13 protein-coding genes and 1 pseudogene are annotated in these 17,862 nt (G+C 71.6%); 8 read left to right on the forward strand and 6 right to left on the reverse strand.

Translation table 11 applies throughout. The annotated features are described in order from the left end of the window. Position 1: 1 nt before the first annotated feature. The 3 genes from ACIQZO_RS11990 to ACIQZO_RS12000 are packed head-to-tail and all read left to right on the forward strand — an operon-like array spanning position 2 to position 3,256. Positions 2 to 451, forward strand: a complete 450-nt coding sequence (locus tag ACIQZO_RS11990) for a hypothetical protein (protein ID WP_403623900.1) — start codon at positions 2 to 4, stop codon at positions 449 to 451. Positions 452 to 459: 8 nt separating this feature from the next. After that, positions 460 to 2,610, forward strand: coding sequence for a hypothetical protein (locus ACIQZO_RS11995; RefSeq protein ID WP_403623903.1), 2,151 nt, complete (start codon positions 460 to 462; stop codon positions 2,608 to 2,610). Continuing rightward, positions 2,591 to 3,256 carry a hypothetical protein gene (locus ACIQZO_RS12000; RefSeq protein ID WP_403623907.1) on the forward strand — a complete coding sequence of 222 codons (666 nt, stop codon included), beginning with the start codon at positions 2,591 to 2,593 and terminating at the stop codon, positions 3,254 to 3,256. The genes ACIQZO_RS11995 and ACIQZO_RS12000 overlap by 20 nt, the downstream gene beginning before the upstream one ends. Positions 3,257 to 3,283: 27 nt before the next feature. Here the strand turns inward: ACIQZO_RS12000 and ACIQZO_RS12005 are convergent, their stop codons facing one another. After that, a complete protein-coding gene (locus tag ACIQZO_RS12005) occupies positions 3,284 to 3,511 on the reverse strand; it encodes a hypothetical protein (RefSeq protein ID WP_403623910.1) in 228 nt (75 codons plus the stop codon). A 309-nt stretch (positions 3,512 to 3,820) separates the two neighbouring features. On the opposite strand from ACIQZO_RS12005, the gene ACIQZO_RS12010 reads away from it, so the two are divergent. Then, positions 3,821 to 7,696 (forward strand): ABC transporter ATP-binding protein, encoded by a 3,876-nt coding sequence (locus ACIQZO_RS12010; RefSeq protein ID WP_403623913.1) that lies wholly within the window; start codon positions 3,821 to 3,823, stop codon positions 7,694 to 7,696. A gap of 33 nt (positions 7,697 to 7,729) precedes the next feature. Here ACIQZO_RS12010 and ACIQZO_RS12015 read toward each other — a convergent pair whose 3' ends face one another. Continuing rightward, the gene (locus tag ACIQZO_RS12015) at positions 7,730 to 8,284 is read right to left on the reverse strand and encodes an EF-hand domain-containing protein (protein ID WP_403623916.1); all 555 of its coding nucleotides are present in this window, start codon (positions 8,282 to 8,284) and stop codon (positions 7,730 to 7,732) included. Positions 8,285 to 8,673: 389 nt separating this feature from the next. Here ACIQZO_RS12015 and ACIQZO_RS12020 point away from each other — a divergent pair, with 389 nt between their 5' ends. Further along, complete coding sequence (locus ACIQZO_RS12020; RefSeq protein ID WP_403623919.1) at positions 8,674 to 8,928, forward strand: hypothetical protein; 255 nt, start codon at positions 8,674 to 8,676, stop codon at positions 8,926 to 8,928. 84 nt (positions 8,929 to 9,012) lie between these two features. Next, complete coding sequence (locus tag ACIQZO_RS12025) at positions 9,013 to 10,446, forward strand: S28 family serine protease (protein ID WP_403623922.1); 1,434 nt, start codon at positions 9,013 to 9,015, stop codon at positions 10,444 to 10,446. A 36-nt stretch (positions 10,447 to 10,482) separates the two neighbouring features. Here ACIQZO_RS12025 and ACIQZO_RS12030 read toward each other — a convergent pair whose 3' ends face one another. Both ACIQZO_RS12030 and ACIQZO_RS12035 read right to left on the reverse strand, forming a co-directional pair. Beyond that, entirely contained in the window at positions 10,483 to 12,258 is a 1,776-nt protein-coding gene (locus ACIQZO_RS12030) for a glycoside hydrolase family 3 N-terminal domain-containing protein (protein WP_403624269.1), read from the reverse strand. A 116-nt stretch (positions 12,259 to 12,374) separates the two neighbouring features. After that, entirely contained in the window at positions 12,375 to 13,280 is a 906-nt protein-coding gene (locus tag ACIQZO_RS12035) for a LysR substrate-binding domain-containing protein (protein ID WP_403623925.1), read from the reverse strand. A 100-nt stretch (positions 13,281 to 13,380) separates the two neighbouring features. On the opposite strand from ACIQZO_RS12035, the gene ACIQZO_RS12040 reads away from it, so the two are divergent. Beyond that, positions 13,381 to 14,361 carry an EamA family transporter gene (locus tag ACIQZO_RS12040; protein ID WP_403623928.1) on the forward strand — a complete coding sequence of 327 codons (981 nt, stop codon included), beginning with the start codon at positions 13,381 to 13,383 and terminating at the stop codon, positions 14,359 to 14,361. Here the strand turns inward: ACIQZO_RS12040 and ACIQZO_RS12045 are convergent. Next, positions 14,267 to 14,730, reverse strand: a pseudogene (locus ACIQZO_RS12045) (GNAT family N-acetyltransferase); the annotation flags it as partial. The gene ACIQZO_RS12040 and the pseudogene ACIQZO_RS12045 overlap by 95 nt on opposite strands. A 44-nt stretch (positions 14,731 to 14,774) precedes the next feature. Continuing rightward, the gene (locus ACIQZO_RS12050) at positions 14,775 to 15,293 is read right to left on the reverse strand and encodes a DUF937 domain-containing protein (protein WP_403623931.1); all 519 of its coding nucleotides are present in this window, start codon (positions 15,291 to 15,293) and stop codon (positions 14,775 to 14,777) included. Between the two features lie 303 nt (positions 15,294 to 15,596). On the opposite strand from ACIQZO_RS12050, the gene ACIQZO_RS12055 reads away from it, so the two are divergent. Beyond that, the gene (locus tag ACIQZO_RS12055) at positions 15,597 to 17,855 is read left to right on the forward strand and encodes an ATP-dependent RecD-like DNA helicase (protein WP_403623934.1); all 2,259 of its coding nucleotides are present in this window, start codon (positions 15,597 to 15,599) and stop codon (positions 17,853 to 17,855) included. Positions 17,856 to 17,862: the final 7 nt, after the last annotated feature.

Raw genomic sequence — 17,862 nt, forward strand, 5'->3', positions numbered from 1 at the left:
AGTGTCGTTCGAGGAAGAATGGGGCCGGCACCAGCAGACGGCCGGGCCGACGCAACCGTCGCCGCAGATGCGCCTGAACCAGCTCCCCGCCGATCAGGGCGGCTCCCCGGCGCCCGGCACCGGTAGCGGGTACGGGGTGCTGGCCACGGCCCCGCCCGAGAAGAAGAAGGCGGCCAACACCATCGAGAACGTCCTGCAGCCCGGCACCACGAAGGCGGCGGACGCGGCCGACGAGCCCACCAGGACCGCGGTCAAGGCCTTCACCGGCTGGGACACGGCCGCAGGACTGTCGAAGGCGCACACGCACTGGGACGACCAGGTGAAGCGCCTGATGGGACGCCTGAACTCGGAGAAGACGGCCCTGCGCGGCGCGTCGAACCTGTTCACCGGGAACGACCAGCTGACGGGCAGCAGCTTCCAGCCCGTTCAGTCCAAGGTCGCGGGACTGTAGGGGGAGACGTGCCGAACTACTCCGAGATCATGCAGACGGACCTCTCCGCGCTCACCACGGCCGCCGATGGCTGGAAGGCCATGGCGACACAGTTCAAGACCATGGAGGACGTCTACAAGGACGAGGTCCAGAGCGTCTCCGCGGGCAACGGCTGGCTGGGCTCCAGTGCCACGACCGCCGCCACGAACTCCTCCATGACGCGCAAGGAATTCGCGTCGGCGCAGAAGGAGGCCCTGGCCATGGAGTCCCTGCTCCGTGACGCGCACGCCAGGTTCACCGACCTCAAGGGCCGGGTGGTCTCGGCCGTGGCGGACGCCAAGACCGCCGGAATGAAGGTCTCGGACGCCGGCACAGCGAGCTACGACTTCTCCAAGGCCGACCCGGCCAGCGTGAACGCGATCCGCCACGACCCCGATCTCCCGGAGATCGAGCGCTCCTGGACGAGCCGGATCAACGACACGGTCAAAGCGGTCACGGAGTTCGACCAGGACGTCAAGACGGCCCTGCTCAACGCGTCGGGGGCCGACGGCACCTCGATGTTCGGCTTCAATTCCACGCCCGTCAACGACGTCGAGGCCGTGGAGGCGCTGGCCCTGACGAGCAAGATCCGTTCGGGCAAGGCCTCTCCGGAGGAGCTGCAGCACTACAGCGACGTGCTGCGCCAGAACTCGGCAGACCCGCACTTCGGTGAGGCGTACCTGCACGCGCTGGGGGCGAAGGACACCCTGCTGCTGGCGGACCAGATGAACCTGGCATCCAACGACCGCGGTGCCTCGGCGGCCGACAAGAAGCTCTACGAGTCGATCAACTCCGGCCTCGCGGGAACGATCGCCTCGGGCACCAAGGATCCGGACAGCTACGCGTACAAGCCGTTCGTCAACGGGCTCAAGGAGCAGGGCCCGGAGCTCGTCGCCAAGGGCCTGCGCCCCACCTACGGCTACCAGGCACTCGTCACCCTGATGACGAACGGCGACGGCTACGGCAAGCAGTTCCTCAACGACCTCGGCGACGGCATGATCGAGGCCGAGAAGTCGAAGCCGCACATGTACTCCCACGCCTACGATTCCCAGCGCCCGAACCTGGTCTCCGACCCGCTGGACGGCCTCCTGGGCATCATGGCCAAGGACCCGGACTCGGCGACGTACTTCCTCGACCCCGAGGCGGCCGGCAACAAGAACGAGCACCTGAAGTACATGCTCACCGACCGTGACATGCCGGACCCCTGGATCTCGACCGGTTACGGCCCGCCGATCGAGATGGACGTCGACAAGACGGCGGGCCTGGGCGCCGCCATCCAGGCGGCGGCCACCGGCCACGTGGACGGCGAGAGCCTGGGCGCGCCCGGCCCGCACACCGAGGGCCAGGCCCGCGTGATGCACGACGCCATCCGGCTCCTCGACAGCGAGATGGGCGGGGACGAGTTCCCGGAGGATCTGGAGGGCCTGCGCCGGCCCATGGCGAAGGCACTGGTCGACTACGTCGGCGACACGCACGAGATCCTCGGCGGCCAGAACTCCGACCTGGGCCTGATCAAGGGCAGCGACTCCATCCACGGATCGGGGGACCAGGCCCAGATCGCGGTGGGCCAGGGCAGCCTGATCCGCGTGATGCGCGGCATCGCGGACGACGGCCCGTCCTACGCCCTGCTGGTCGAGGCGGAGCAGGCGTACTCGGCGGAGCAGCTCGCGACCGCCGCCCCGTTCAAGGCCGACTCCCCGCACTCGGTGAGCGCCGACTGGGACAACCGCGCACACGACATCGGCGTGGCCAACGGCGCCCTCAACGGCATCGGGGCCGACGTCTACAAGGACAAGGAAGACGACCAGGTCAAGTGGGCGGAAGGCACCGCCGAGTACACGGCTGCCGGCGTCAACGGACTCATCGGCGAGATTCCGGTCGTGAGCACGATCGGAGGATCCCTGATCGATGTGGCCAAGTACGACTGGGTCGAGAGCGTCAAGGACGCGGCCGAGGAACAGAGCAAGCAGGACTCCAGTAAGAACTACTCGGCCGGTATGGAGGGGACCAACAAGTTGCTCGACGCATGGAGAGACGATCGGAAGCTGGAGGGAGACCCCGCGTTCGATCACGCCAGGAACGAGGCGGGCGACGGGTACACGACAGGTCGGGAGGCTGCACGTGCTCACCTCCGGCCCTGACGCGCTCAAGGTCCTCGCACGGTCGACGGCCGTGCTCCTCGTTGTCCTGTCGCTGGCGTCGTGCACCTCCGGCGGCTCCGAGGCCAGGGCGGCGAACCCGTGCGGGATCGCTTCGCCCTCCGAGGAGGAAGCGCTCGTGCGCGAAGTGCTCGATACGGAGGGCTTCACGACGAAGGACTACGGCCCCACCAGTCAACTGGTGGACAAGGCGAAGCGCGCACTGCCCGTGATCAGCCCCAAGAAGGACGTCTTCTACACGAACGTGTGCAGATACAGCACGGGTGACGAGCAGGGCGACGCCAACGCGACCTTTCTCGCCGGGTGGGTCCTTCGGGACGCCGCGGTCCCCTCGACCCCCAACGACTCGGCCTACATGGTGAACGGTGCGCGGGGCGCGGCGAACGGCAGCCGTTCGGCCCTGCTCGTCCAGTGCGACATGCCGGGTGACCTCGGGGCGAAGTCGCGGGAAGTGTGGCTCACCGCGGACCTCACGTTCGGCCCGTCCCGGCCGGACGTGGACCAGACGGCCAAGGACCGCAGGATGACCCTCACCTACCTCATGGCCCGCCGCGTCACCGACGCGCTCGGCTGCGAGAACAAGCCGCTGGAGAAGCCCCCCGTGGTGAAGCCCCTGACTGCCCCCTGACCGGTACCGCGGAGCACGGGGCGGCGGTCACGACTCGGCCTCCTCCTCGTCGCTCTCGTAGGGGTGGAACAGCAGGCTGATCACGGCCACCCCGACCGCCGTCGCCAGCCGGGTCCACCCGTTGTCGGTCACCAGGCTCACCGCCTTCGCCGCGAACAGCGCGACGAGGAAGGCGGTGACGAAGGGGACGACAGCGCGGGCGGTCCGCTGCACGAAGCTGTGGTCGGCGGGGTGGGGGTGTTCGTGAGTGCTCATGGCCCTGGATCCCTTCGGTCCCGCCACCACGGTCGGCGGTCGGCATCGGCTGTGCTTCCAGCATCGGCAGCGCGGCCCGCCGTGCCCAGATCCGGAAAGTCGTGTCTTGACAGGCCCGCGCACCGCCTGCTCGCGCGCCCCGCACGGCCTCCCGCCGCCCTTCGCCACCTCCCCGCCCCGTCTCCCGCCCCGGTCGGACGCGGTCCGCGCGCCCCCGCCGTACGACAGTGCGATTGTTGCGGCGGGATGAAATCCGCCGGTCGGAGCGTTGGCGCTTCCGGCAGGTCAGGACGAACGGGGAGGCCTCACGTGGCGGCGGCAGAGACAGCGACCGGGGGAAAACAGGGCTGGGGCAGGCGGCTGGCGGCCTACACCTGGCGGTACAGGACCAATGTGCTGCTCGCGCTCGGCTCCTCCCTGGTCGGCATGGCCGTCATGGCGGTCGTCCCCCTGGTCACCAAGGTGATCATCGATGACGTCATCGGGGACGAGACCAAGCCCATGGCGCCCTGGGCCGGCATGCTCATAGCCGCGGCCCTGCTCGTGTACGTGCTGACCTACATACGCAGGTACTACGGCGGGCGGCTCGCCCTCGACGTGCAGCACGACCTGCGCACCGACATGTACGCCACGATCGCCCGCCTCGACGGGCGGCGGCAGGACGAGCTGAACACCGGCCAGGTCGTCGGCCGCGCCACCAGCGACCTCCAGCTGATCCAGGGCCTGCTGTTCATGCTGCCCATGACGATCGGGAACTTCCTGCTCTTCGGGATGTCCCTCGGGATCATGATCTGGCTCTCGCCGCTGCTGACCGTCGTCGCCCTGCTCATGGCACCCGCCCTGTGGTTCATAGCCAAGCGCAGCCGCAAGAAGCTCTTCCCCGCCACCTGGTGGGCCCAGGGCCAGGCCGCAGCCGTCGCGACCGTCGTCGACGGGGCCGTGACCGGTGTCCGCGTCGTCAAGGGCTTCGGCCAGGAGGAGCAGGAGACCGGCAAGCTGCGCGAGGCGGGCCGCAAGCTCTTCGCCGGGCGGATACGGACCATCCGGCTCAACTCGCGCTACACCCCCGCCCTCCAGGCCGTGCCCGCGCTCGCCCAGGTCGCCATGCTGGCCCTCGGCGGCTGGATGGCCACCAACGGGCAGGTCACCCTCGGTACCTTCGTCGCCTTCTCCACCTACCTCGCGCAGCTGGTCGGGCCCGTCCGGATGCTCGCCATGGTCCTGACCGTCGGCCAGCAGGCCCGCGCCGGCGTTGAGCGCGTCTTCGAGCTCATCGACACCGAGCCCGAGATCCACGAGGGCACCCATGAACTGCCCGCCGACGCCCCCGCCACCGTCGAGTTCGACGACGTCCGCTTCGGCTACGACCCCGGGCGGCCCGTCCTCGACGGGTTCTCGCTCACCGTGGCGGAGGGGGAGACCGTCGCCGTCGTCGGGTCCTCCGGCAGCGGCAAGTCCACCGTCGCCCTCCTGCTGCCCCGGTTCTACGACGCGGACGGCGGTACGGTCCGCGTCGGTGGCCACGACGTCCGCGAGCTGACCTACGACTCCCTGCGCGGCGCGATCGGCCTCGTCCCCGAGGACTCCTTCCTCTTCTCCGACACCATCCGCGCCAACATTGCCTACGGGCACCCCGGCGCCACCGAGGAGCAGATCGAGGCCGCCGCCCGCGCCGCCCAGGCCGAGGGGTTCATCCGGGCGCTGCCCGCCGGGTACGACACCACGGTCGGTGAGCAGGGGCTCACCCTCTCCGGCGGCCAGCGCCAGCGCATCGCCCTGGCCCGCGCCATCCTCACCGACCCGCGGCTGCTGCTCCTCGACGACGCCACCTCCGCCGTGGACGCCCGCGTCGAGCACGAGATCCACGAGGCCCTGCGCTCCGTCATGGCCGGCCGGACCACCCTGCTGATCGCCCACCGCCGCTCCTCGCTCGCGCTGGCCGACCGGATCGCCGTACTGGACCGCGGACGGCTCGCCGACATCGGGACGCACGAGCAGCTGGAGAGCCGGTCGGCGCTCTACCGCAGGCTGCTCACCGACCCCGAGGCGCTCGGCGCCGCCTCGCCGCGCACCCCCGACGGCCGCGTGATGACCGAGTTCGAGCGCGAGCTCGACCGTGACCTCGAACGCGGCATCGAGCTGGAAGCCGAGATCGACTCCGAGCCCGTCAACGCCAAACGCAGGGTCGCCGGCGGGGTCACGCCCGAGCTCTGGCGCCGCCAGGAGGAGGACGCCGAGAGCACCGCCGGACCCACCGGGACCGTCGGCGCCACCACGGCCCCCGCCGGGAGCGGCGGGCCCGGGCCCGGGCACTCCATGGCCGGGTCCGTTACCGGGATGCCCGCCACCCCCGAACTCCTCGCCCAGGTCGCCGCGCTGCCGCCCGCCGACGACCTGCCCGAGGTCGACGAGACCCGCGCCGCGGCCGCCGAGGAGAGCTACGGCCTGCGCCGCCTGCTCCAGGGGTTCTGGGCGCCGCTCGCCATCAGCCTCGCCCTCGTCGCCGCGGACGCGGGAGCCGGGCTGCTCCTGCCGATCCTGATCCGGCACGGCATCGACCAGGGCGTGGAGCAGGCCGTGCTCGGCGCGGTCTGGGTGGCCGCCGGGCTCGCCCTCGTGGTCGTCGTCGCGCAGTGGGCCGCGCAGTTCGCCGAGACCCGGATGACGGGACGCACCGGCGAGCGCGTGCTGTACGCCCTCCGCGTCAAGATCTTCGCCCAGCTCCAGCGCCTCGGACTCGACTACTACGAGCGCGAGCTGACCGGCAAGATCATGACCCGGATGACCACCGATGTGGACTCGCTGAGCTCGTTCCTGCAGACCGGGCTGGTCACCGCCGTGGTCTCCGTCTTCACCTTCTTCGGCATCCTGGTCGCCCTGCTCGTCCTGGACGTCGAGCTCGCGCTGATCGTCTTCGCGACCCTGCCGGTCCTGGTCGTCGGCACGATCGTGTTCCGCCGCAGGTCGGTCGCCGCCTACGAGCTCGCCCGCGACCGGGTCAGCCTGGTCAACGCCGACCTCCAGGAGTCCGTCTCGGGCCTGCGCATCGTCCAGGCCTTCCGCCGCGAGGGCTCGGGCGCCAAGCGCTTCGCCGAGCGGAGCCACTCGTACCGCGAGGCCCGGGTCCGCGGCCAGTGGCTGATATCCGTCTACTTCCCCTTCGTGCAGCTGCTGTCCTCGGGCGCCGCGGCCGCCGTGCTGATCGTCGGCGCGGGCCGGGTGGAGGCCGGGACGCTCACCACCGGCGCGCTGGTCGCGTACCTGCTCTACATCGACCTGTTCTTCGCCCCCGTCCAGCAGCTCTCCCAGGTCTTCGACGGCTACCAGCAGGCCACCGTCGCCCTCGGCCGCATCCAGGGGCTGCTGCGCGAGCCCACCACCACCCCGCTGCCCGAGCGGCCGCGCGCCCCGAAGACGCCGGTCGGCGAGATCGCCTTCGAGAACGTCCGCTTCCAGTACGGGACGGCCGAGGAGCGGGGCGAGAAGGCAGATGCGCTGGCCGGTATCAGCCTGCGGATACCCGCCGGGCAGACCGTCGCCTTCGTCGGAGAGACCGGAGCCGGAAAGTCCACGCTGGTCAAGATGGTGGCCCGGTTCTACGACCCGACCTCCGGCCGAATCACCGCCGACGGCGCCGACCTGCGGGAGCTGGACCTCACGGCGTACCGCCACCGTCTGGGGGTCGTCCCCCAGGAGTCCTACCTCTTCCCGGGGACGATTCGTGACGCCATCGCCTACGGGCTCCCCGGCGCGAGCGACGCGGAGGTGGAGGCCGCCGCCCGCGCGGTCGGCGCCCACGACATGATCGCCACCCTCGACGGCGGCTATCTGCACACCGTCGCCGAGCGCGGCCGCAATCTCTCCGCGGGCCAGCGCCAGCTGATCGCGCTCGCCCGGGCCGAGCTCGTCGACCCGGACGTTCTGCTGCTCGACGAGGCCACCGCCGCCCTCGACCTGGCCACCGAGGCCCAGGTCAACCAGGCGACGGACCGGCTCGCGGGCAAGCGCACCACCCTGGTGGTCGCGCACCGGCTGACCACGGCGGCACGGGCCGACCGGGTCGTGGTCATGGACCGCGGCCGGGTCGTCGAGGACGGCACCCACGCCGAACTCCTGGCGCGCGGCGGCCGGTACGCCGAGCTGTGGCGCACCTTCGTCGGCGAGGACGAGCGCGCCGCCGCCTGAGCCGACACCCGCCCGTGAGGGGCCGCCCCGGGATCAGAACTCGCCGAAGAGCAGGTTCCCCGGGGCGTCTTCGTCGGTGCCGGTGTAGTACTCGCGTACCGCGTCGAGCAGTTCGTCCACCGTCAGCGAGCCGTCCCCGTCCGCGTCGATGCGCCGGAAGAGCGCCTCGGTGTCGGCGGGGCCGAGCTGCGTGTCGAAGGCCTCCTGCGCCCGGTGGAACTCCTGAGGGCTGATGCGCCCGTCGTCGTCCGTGTCGACGATCGTCAGGATCGCCCGCATCATCGGCCGGAACGAGCGGTCGTAGGCGGGCCCGCCCTGCGCGTACAGGCGGGTCATGCCCAGCTTGTACTCCTCGGGCGTGACCTTGCCGTCCCGGTCGATGTCCAGCTCGGTGAACAGGTCCTGCCAGAAGTCGGCCAGCCCGCCCATCACCAGGTCCGCCTTGGGCGAGGAGGCCGGCTCCGCGAGAGCCGTCAGCAGCCGGGAGCCGAGCGCGATGATGTCGGCGGCGTCGATCACGCCGCTCCCGTCGGCGTCCAGGTGCGTGAAGGCGCGCTCCAGCTTGCGGTCGAGCAGGTCGTTCGTCATCTCATGGCCTTTCACGGCTGAGGCTGCGGTTGCCGCTACGGCGAGCGGGTATCTCGTGACCTAGCGTAATCGCCCCTCCGGGTGCCAACTCCCGCTGTTCCGCCGGGAGGTGGTGGATGCACTCGTACGAGGGAGGGGTGGCCGGTACCGGCCGGCCGGGTCCTTGCGTGCGGCAACCTTCCGGGAACCTCGGGCGTCGTACGTGTGTACGTGCGCTGCACGTACGACCGATCGGGGGCAGGGTGTTACAGGGACGGGGAGGGTGGGGCCGCCGGGTCGTGTCTCTCGGGGTTTTCGCCGCGGTGCTGGGGCTCTGTGCGGGCGGGCTGTTCACGCCGTCGGCGGCGCGGGCCGCGAGTGAGGGCTGTGGGGGGCGACTGGCCAGGACGGTGGCGTTCGAGACGGGTGAGGTGCGCGTCTACAAGAGCCGCAACCAGGCCTGCGCGATGACCGTGGCCAGGGATTTCGGTGAGCGGCGGCGGATGGCGGTGAGCATCCAGCCGCGCGGTGGGGCCCCGGTGCGCGAAGCCGGGCGATTCACCCGATATGCCGGTCCCGTCACGGTGGGCGCGATCAGCCGCTGCGTGTATGTAAAGGGGAGCGTGGGGTCCGGATCGGTCGATTCCGGCTGGATCCTGTGCTGAGGGTCAGGCCCAACTAGGTCTGGTCAGTGGCGCGTTGGCCCGGCTAGGTTCACGGCGACCGAAGTGAACTCAAGGGGAGGGTGAATGCGCAAGACGCTCGGATGGCTGCTGTCGCTCGTGGTGCTCATCGGCACCATGGGCGCGGCCGGCTCCACGGCGCAAGCGGCCACAGCCGCGGAGCCCGCGGCCGCCACGGACATCAAGGACCAGATCCTCGGCATTCCCGGGATGAGCCTGATCGAGGAGAAGCCGTACCCCGGCTACCGCTTCTTCGTACTGAACTACGAGCAGCCGGTGGACCACCGGCAGCCGTGGAAGGGCACCTTCAAGCAGCGCCTGACCCTGCTGCACAAGGACGTGTCGCGGCCGTCGGTGTTCTTCACCTCCGGCTACAACGTCAACACCAGCCCGCGCCGCAGTGAGCCGACGACCATCGTCGATGGCAACCAGGTGTCTCTGGAGTATCGATTCTTCACTCCCTCCCGGCCTGACCCGGCCAACTGGTCGAACCTGGACATCTGGCAGGCCGCGAGTGACCAGCACCGCATCTTCACCGCGCTGAAGAAGATCTACAAGAAGAACTGGCTGGCCACCGGCGGCAGCAAGGGCGGGATGACGGCGACGTACTACGAGCGCTTCTACCCGCGCGACATGGACGGTGTCGTCGCGTACGTCGCGCCCAACGACGTCGTCAATAACGAGGACTCCGCCTACGACCGGTTCTTCGCCAGGGTCGGCACCAAGGAGTGCCGCGACCGGCTGAACGCGGTGCAGCGCGAGGCGCTCGTGCGCCGCGAGCCGCTGGAGGCCAAGTACGCGGTCGCCGCCGCCGAGAACGGCTGGACCTTCACCACGGTCGGCAACCTCGACAAGGCCTACGAGGCCGTCGTGCTCGACTACGTGTGGGCCTTCTGGCAGTACAGCCTGCTCGCCGACTGCGCCTCCGTCCCGGACGCCAGGGCCGCGAGCGACCAGGAGATCTGGGACACGATCGACGCGATCTCCGGCTTCTCGGCCTACGCCGACCAGGGCCTGGAGACCTACACGCCGTACTACTACCAGGCGGGTACGCAGCTCGGTTCCCCGGACATCAAGCTGCCGCACCTGAAGGGCCTGAGCCGTTACGGCTACCAGCCGCCGCGCAACTTCGTGCCCCGCGACATCCCCATGACCTTCCAGCCGGGGGTCATGGCGGACGTCGACAAGTGGGTGCGCAACAACGCCGACCGGATGCTCTTCGTTTACGGGCAGAACGACCCGTGGGGCGCCGAGCCGTTCCACCTCGGCTACGGGGTGCGCGACAGCTACGTGATGATCGCGCCGGGTGCCAACCACGGGGCGAACGTGGCCAAGCTGATGGACGGCGAGAAGGCCCTCGCCACCGCGAAGATCCTGCAGTGGGCCGGGGTGGCCCCGGCCGCCGCGCTCGCCGACGCGGGCCGGGCGGCGCCGCTGGCCGCGCCGGACGCGCAGCTCGACCAGCGCGACCTGGAGCGCGAGCCGCAGCTGCGGCCGTAACCGGGACGCACGCGGGCCGCGGGCCGGCGCGAGTGATCAGCGCGTCAGCCCGTGGCCCAGCGGGTAGCGGCCCGGGACCGGGACGGGGAGGCGGCCCACGGGCCGCGCCGCCCCGGTGAGCACCCGGGCCGCCGCCCGCATCTCCACGTCCGTCCAGCCGTACGTGGCCAGCTCCGCCGCGCAGACCGGCAGCCGGGCCGGGTCGTACGGGTTGCGGACGGCCAGGGTGATGACCGGGACGCCGGTCGCGATCAGGTCCGCCACCAGCGTGCGCTGCGGACTCTCGCCCTCCGGCACGTTGTACGTGCACACGAGCACCGCCGCGTGACCGGCCGCGGCGGCCACGGCGCGGGTGGGCGCCATCGCCGTCGCCCGGCAGCCCAGGGCGGTCAGCTCCCGGGCCAGTACGACCGTAGGGGGTCCGGTGCTACCCGTGGGGGAGACCGGGTCCGTCCCGGTGACCAGCAGCCGTGGTCCGTCCGTCGCGTCGATCGGCACCAGCCCGCGGGGATCGGCCAGCAGGGTGGTCGTGGCGGCCGCGATCGTGTCGGCGGCATCGAGGTGCTCCTGGACGCCCACGACGGTGTCCACCTCCCGGCCCGTGGTGTAGGCCTCGTCGAACAGGCCCCGGCGGGCCTTCAGTTCCAGGATCCGCAGCACCGACTCCTCGACGCGCGCCTCCGTCAGCTCGCCCGACTCGACGGCCGCCCGCACGCTGCGCTGCGCGAGCGCGAGGTCCGGCGCGTTCAGCAGCTGGTCGCAGCCCGCCAGCAGGGCCAGTACGGGCACGCGGTCGTTCCCGTACTTCTGGCGGACCCCGGCCATGTCGAGGGCGTCGGTGACCACCACCCCCTCGAAACCGAGGCGTTCGCGCAGCAGGCCGGTGACGATCGGCCGGGAGAGGGTCGCCGGGTCCCCCGAGGGATCGAGCGCGGGGAAGACGATGTGCGCCGTCATGATGGCGTCGACGCCCGCCTCCACCGCGGCCCGGAAGGGCGGCTCGTCCAGCTCCTCCCAGTCGGCCCGGCTGTGGCGCATCACCGGCAGGCCGACGTGGCTGTCGGTCTCGGTGTCCCCGTGCCCCGGGAAGTGCTTGGCGGTGGCGGCCACCCCGGCGCCCTGGTAGCCGCGGACCTGGGCGGCGACCAGCTCCGCCACGGCCCGCGGGTCGGAGCCGAAGGACCGGACGCCGATCACCGGATTGGCCGGGTTGACGTTGACGTCGGCCACCGGCGCGTAGTCCTGACGGATGCCCAGGGCCGCCAGCTCGGCGCCCGCGATGCGCGCCGCCCGCCGGGCATGGGCGGTGGACCCGGCAGCGCCCAGGGCCATCGCCCCCGGGAGCAGGGTCGCGGGCCTGCCGATCCGGGCGACGGCGCCGTGCTCCTGGTCGGTGGAGAGCAGCAGGGGGATCCGGGCCGCGGTGGTGAGGGCGGCCTGCTGGAGGCCGACCGAGAGCGCGGAGATCTGCTGGGGGTCGCGGGTGTTGTGGGCCCAGGCGAAGTAGATGATCCCGCCGAGGTGGTAGCGGGAGACCAGCTCGGCGGCGGTGCGCACCCCGAACGCCGCCAGGTTCTGCTCGGCGTCCGCCGGATCGGGATCGGTCGCCGAATGCCCGTACGCCCGGGAGACGAACAGCTGCCCGATCTTCTCGTCGAGGCTCATCCGGTCGACCAGGGCGCGCAGCCGCGCCCGGCCGGGGCGACGGCCGGGCCCGCTGCCGGGTCCGCTGCCGGGGGGTCGCGAGTCGTCGGGGGTGCGGTGGGGGCCGACGGCTGCGGAAGCCGCCCCGGCGGCCGTGACGGCGACCATGGCGGCTGCGGCGAGCAGATTCCGGCGCGAGGCTTGGTACGGCACGCGCCGGACCCTACTGCCGGGGTACGCCCGGGGAGTGACGGACACTCGGGGGTTCCCCCGGATGACACCCCCTAGTCCTGCCGGTCCGCCCAGTGCTGCTGAAGGGTCCGTACGGCCTCGGTGATGGCGGGTCGGCGGGCCGCCCCGGTCCGCCACAGGGCGTACACCCGGCGTACGGGGCCCGGTTCCAGCGGTACCACGACCGCTCCCGGCGGCAGCGCACCGGTGCCCAGCCGGGGCACGACGGCCACCCCGAGACCGGCCGCGACCAGGGCGACGATGGTGTGGTTCTCCTCCGCGACGTGCGCGACATCGGGCTCGAACCCGGCACTGCGCAGGGTCCGTACCAGCCAGTCGTGGCAGACCCGGCCGGGCGGCTGGCAGACCCAGCGCTCCCCGCCGAGGTCGCCGCGCCGGACGACCCGGCGCGTGGTGAAGGGATGCCCGGCCGGCACCACGAGGTCGCAGAGGTCGTCCCCGATCACCGCCTGTTCGATCCCCTCGGGTGCGGGCAGCGGCGCGATGTCCCAGTCGTGGGCCACCGCCAGATCGGTGACCCCGCGGGCCACCAGCTCCACCGACAGGTGCGGGTCCACCTCCGTGAGCCGTACGTCCAGCGCCGGATGTCGGCGGGCCAGATCGGCCAGGACCTGCGGCAGCAGACCGCGCGCCGCCGACGCGAAGGCTGCCACCGTCAGCAGCCCGCCGGGCTGCCCGCGCCGCTCCTCCAGGGTGGTCTCGGCGCGCTCCACGATCGCCAGCAACTCCTGCGCGGTGTCGGCCAGATGGCGGGCCTCCTCGGTGAGTGCGACCCCGCGCCCGCGCCGTTCCAGCAAGGTGGTGCGGGTCTCCCGCTCCAGCTTGGAGATCTGCTGCGAGACGGCCGAGGGGGTGTAGCCGAGGGCGGCAGCGGCGGCGGCGACCGAGCCGTGGACGGAGACGGCGTGCAGGGCGCGCAGCCGGGCGAGATCGAGCATGAATCCATCGTGGCACCACAAGCATTCGTAAGCAACGCTTCATCTGTGCCGGAAGAGATCCGCGCTGGTGCTACACGGTCAAGCGTCCGATGCTCGGAGCATGCGTCCCGTACACACCGCACTCGCCGTGCTCGTCGCCGCCGTCTGGGGCTTCAACTTCGTGGTGATCGAGATCGGCCTCGACCACTTCCCGCCCCTGCTCCTGTCCGCCCTGCGCTTCCTCGTCGCCGCCCTGCCCGCCGTGTTCTTCGTCGGGCGGCCCAAGGCCGCCTGGAAGTGGATCGTCGGCGTCGGGCTCGCCCTCGGAGTCGCCAAGTTCGGCCTGCTCTTCACCGGCATGGACGCCGGCATGCCGGCCGGGCTGTCCTCGCTCGTCCTGCAGGTCCAGTCCGTCTTCACCGCCGTCCTCGCCGCCGTCGTGCTGCGGGAGCGGCCGGGCCGGGTGCGGGTGCTCGGGATGGCCGTGGCGCTCGCCGGGATCGCGGTCGCCGCGGTGGACGGCGGGACCTCGGGGCCGGTGCTCGGCTTCACGCTGGTCGTGGCGGCCGCCGCCTGCTGGGGCGTGTCCAACGTGCTGACCCGCAAGGCCGCCCCGCCCGACGCCCTGAACTTCATGGTGTGGGTGTGCACGGTCCCGGTCCTGCCGCTCCTCGCGCTCTCGCTGCTGCTGGAGGGCCCCGAGCGGGACCTGGCCGCGCTGCGGGCCCTGGACTGGTCCGGGGTCGCCGTCATCGGCTACGTCGCCTGGGTGTCCACCGTCTTCGGCTTCGTCGTCTGGAGCCACCTGCTGCGCCGCTACCCGGCCTCCTCGGTGGCCCCGTTCTCGCTGCTGGTCCCGGTGTTCGGGATGTCCTGCGCGGCGCTGGTCCTCGGGGAGTCCGTCTCGGGGCTGCGCTGGCTGGCGGCCGTACTGCTGGTGGGCGGGGTGGCGCTGACCTCGCGGGCCCCGGCGGGGGCGGCGCGGCGGGCCCCGTCGCCGGCCGGGCTCAGCGCGGTCGGTCCTCCTGGAGCGGCAGCCGCCAGTCCTGTCCCGTCAGACTCACTCCGTACGAGCGGTGCGGCCGCTCCGCGATCAGGGTGAACCCGGCCTTCAGGTAGAGCCCGCGGGCGTCGCTCGGCACGTCGTTGGTCCACAGCACCAGCTCGCGGTAGCCGACCGAACGGGCGAAGGCCACGACGGTGTCCACCAGCAGGGTGCCGACGCCCCGGCCGCGCCCTCCTCCCGTACGCACATCACCGAGCCGACGGGCCGGCCGTCCAGCTCCGCGATCCACACCCGTTCGAGGTGGGGGTCGTGGTCCTGGGCGAAGTCCGCGACGATCCGGGCGACCAGGCCCTCGAAGTCGCTGTTCCAGCCGTACTCGGCGGCGTACAGCGCGCCGTGGCGCTGCACGATCCACCCCAGGTCCCCCGGTTCCGGGTCGCGGAGCCCCACGCTCTCAGCCATGGGGGCAACTCTAGGCGGACCGGCTGGCGGTGGGCCCCCGGGAGCGGCTACTTCCTGCCGCCGCCGAGGATCTGGCCCAGCAGGTCGCCGAGGCCGCCGCCCGGGGCGGGGGAGGCGCCGGGCGCTGCGCCCGCCCCGCCCGCCGCCTTGCCGGAGGCGCGCCTGGCGAGGACCGCGAGCACCACCGGGATCAGCATCTCGATGACCCTGCTGATGGTGGCCGCGGGGATACCGGTCTTCTTCGAGACGGCGTTGGCCACGGGCTTGCTCACCTTGGCCAGTACCCCGGCCATCATGGTGCCGCTGAGCAGACCGCCGAGGCCGCCGAGCGTGGCCACACCCTCCAGCGGCGGCTCGGCCACCTCGGCGAAGGCCTGGCGCACCTCCGCGCCGTCGGCGTCGTCCGCGGCGGCCTTCTGCCGGAGGTCGCCCGTCATCGCGCCGACGGTCTCCTCGACGGTCGCCCTGGCGCCGTCGGCGTCCGTGCCGATCAGCCCGGCGATCTCGTTCAGCCTGTCGTCGCCGAGTTCGCCGAGCACGTCGTCCTGGAATGAAGATTCACTCATGCCTGAAACGCTACTTCTGTGGCGATTCACCGGCACCTTGAGTAGGCGTTGGGTAACGGAAACGTAAAGCTGTCATCCCGCATGCAACCCTCCAGGCATATCGAGGGTCGTATGGTGCGTCGGTGCTTCCGGGGAGGGATCTGGGGGGATCGGGAAGTCCGACACGGGAGGGGTAACCGTGAGGGGGTCCGGCCGCGAGGCGGGACCCCCTTTGCCTTGCCCTGCCGCGCTGCCCGCCTCGTGGCCCCTTCGCGTTGTCCACAGGACCGGCGCGCTGTCGGCGCCGCCCGGTAGTTTCGGGTCATGACAGCAGTGGAGGGAGCGCCGCGGGCGGTGCAACTGGCGGTGGTCGACGGCGTTCTGGAACGCATCACCTACGCCAATGAGGAGAGCGGGTACACGGTCGCCCGCGTGGACACCGGCCGGGGCGGCGGCGACCTGCTCACGGTGGTCGGCTCGCTGCTGGGCGCCCAGCCCGGCGAGTCCCTGCGCATGGAGGGTCGCTGGGGCTCCCACCCGCAGTACGGCAAGCAGTTCACCGTCGAGAACTACCGGACCGTCCTGCCGGCGACCATCCAGGGCATCCGCCGCTACCTCGGCTCCGGCCTGATCAAGGGCATCGGCCCGAAGATCGCCGACCGGATCGTGGAGCACTTCGGCACCGACACCCTCGACGTCATCGAGGGCGAGCCGAAGCGGCTGATCGAGGTGCCCGGGCTCGGCCCCAAGCGGACGAAGCTGATCGGCGCGGCCTGGGAGGAGCAGAAGGCCATCAAGGAAGTCATGGTCTTCCTCCAGGGCGTCGGCGTCTCCACCTCCATCGCCGTGCGCATCTACAAGAAGTACGCCGACGCCTCGATCTCGGTGGTGAAGAACCAGCCCTACCGGCTCGCCGCCGACGTGTGGGGCATCGGCTTCCTCACCGCCGACCGCATCGCCCAGGCCGTCGGCATCCCGCACGACAGTCCCGAACGGGTCAAGGCGGGCCTCCAGTACGCCCTGTCCCAGTCCACCGACCAGGGGCACTGTTTCCTGCCCGAGGAGCGGCTCATCGCCGACGGGGTCAAGCTGCTCCAGGTGGACACCGGGCTGGTGATCGACTGCCTGGCCGAGCTGGCCGCGGACCCGGAAGGGGTCGTACGGGAGCCCGTACCGGATCCGCAGGGCGGGCCGGACCCGCTGACCGCCGTGTACCTGGTGCCCTTCCACCGGGCCGAGCTGTCCCTGGTGGGGCAGGTGCGGCGGCTGCTGCACGCCGAGGACGACCGGATGCCGGGCTTCCAGGACGTGGACTGGGACAAGGCCCTGGGCTGGCTCGCCGGACGGACGGGGGCCACGCTCGCTTCCGAGCAGCGCGACGCGGTCAGGCTGGCGCTGACCCGCCGGGTCGCCGTGCTCACCGGCGGGCCGGGCTGCGGCAAGTCCTTCACCGTGCGCTCGATCGTCGAGCTGGCCCGGGCGAAGAAGGCCAAGGTGGTGCTGGCCGCGCCCACCGGCCGCGCGGCGAAGCGACTGGCCGAGCTCACCGGGGCCGAGGCCTCCACGGTGCACCGGCTGCTGGAGCTCAAACCGGGCGGGGACGCGGCGTACAACCGGGACCGCCCCCTGGACGCGGACCTGGTCGTGGTCGACGAGGCCTCGATGCTCGACCTGCTGCTGGCCAACAAGCTCGTCAAGGCGGTGGCGCCGGGTGCGCACCTGCTGCTGGTCGGCGATGTGGACCAACTGCCCTCGGTCGGCGCCGGGCAGGTGCTGCGGGACCTGCTGGCCGAGGGCGGCCCGGTGCCCGCGGTACGGCTGACCCGGATCTTCCGGCAGGCCCAGCAGTCCGGGGTGGTCACCAACGCCCACCGGATCAACACCGGCCTGCCGCCGATCACCGACGGACTCCCCGACTTCTTCCTCTTCCCGGAGGAGGACACCGAGGCGGCCGGCGTGCTGGCCGTGGACGTGGCGGCCCGAAGGATTCCGGCCCGGTTCGGGCTCGACCCGCGGCGGGACGTCCAGGTGCTCGCACCGATGCACCGCGGCCCGGCCGGCGCCGGAAACCTCAACGGGCTGCTCCAGCAGGCGATGACGCCGGCCCGGCCGAACCTGCCGGAGAAGCGGTTCGGCGGCCGGGTCTTCCGGGTGGGCGACAAGGTGACCCAGATCCGGAACAACTACGAGAAGGGCGCGAACGGCGTCTTCAACGGCACGGTCGGCGTGGTCACCGACCTGGACGTGGACGAACAGCGCCTGACGGTGCGGACGGAGGAGGATGAGGAGATCGTGTACGAATTCGGTGAGCTCGACGAGCTGGCCCACGCGTACGCCGTCACCATTCACCGTTCACAGGGGAGTGAATATCCGGCCGTGGTGATCCCCGTCACCACCGGGGCCTGGATGATGCTCCAGCGCAACCTGCTCTACACGGCGGTGACCAGGGCGAAGAAACTGGTCGTCCTCGTCGGGTCCCGCAAGGCCCTCGGGCAGGCGGTGCGTACCGTTTCCGCAGGCAGGAGGTACACGGCGGTCGCTGCCAGGCTGTCCGGCCGGATACCGGTGGGAAACATCACCTAAATGATCG

This window comes from Streptomyces sp. NPDC097617, assembly GCF_044761485.1.
In the GTDB taxonomy this organism is placed as follows: Bacteria; Actinomycetota; Actinomycetes; order Streptomycetales; family Streptomycetaceae; genus Streptomyces.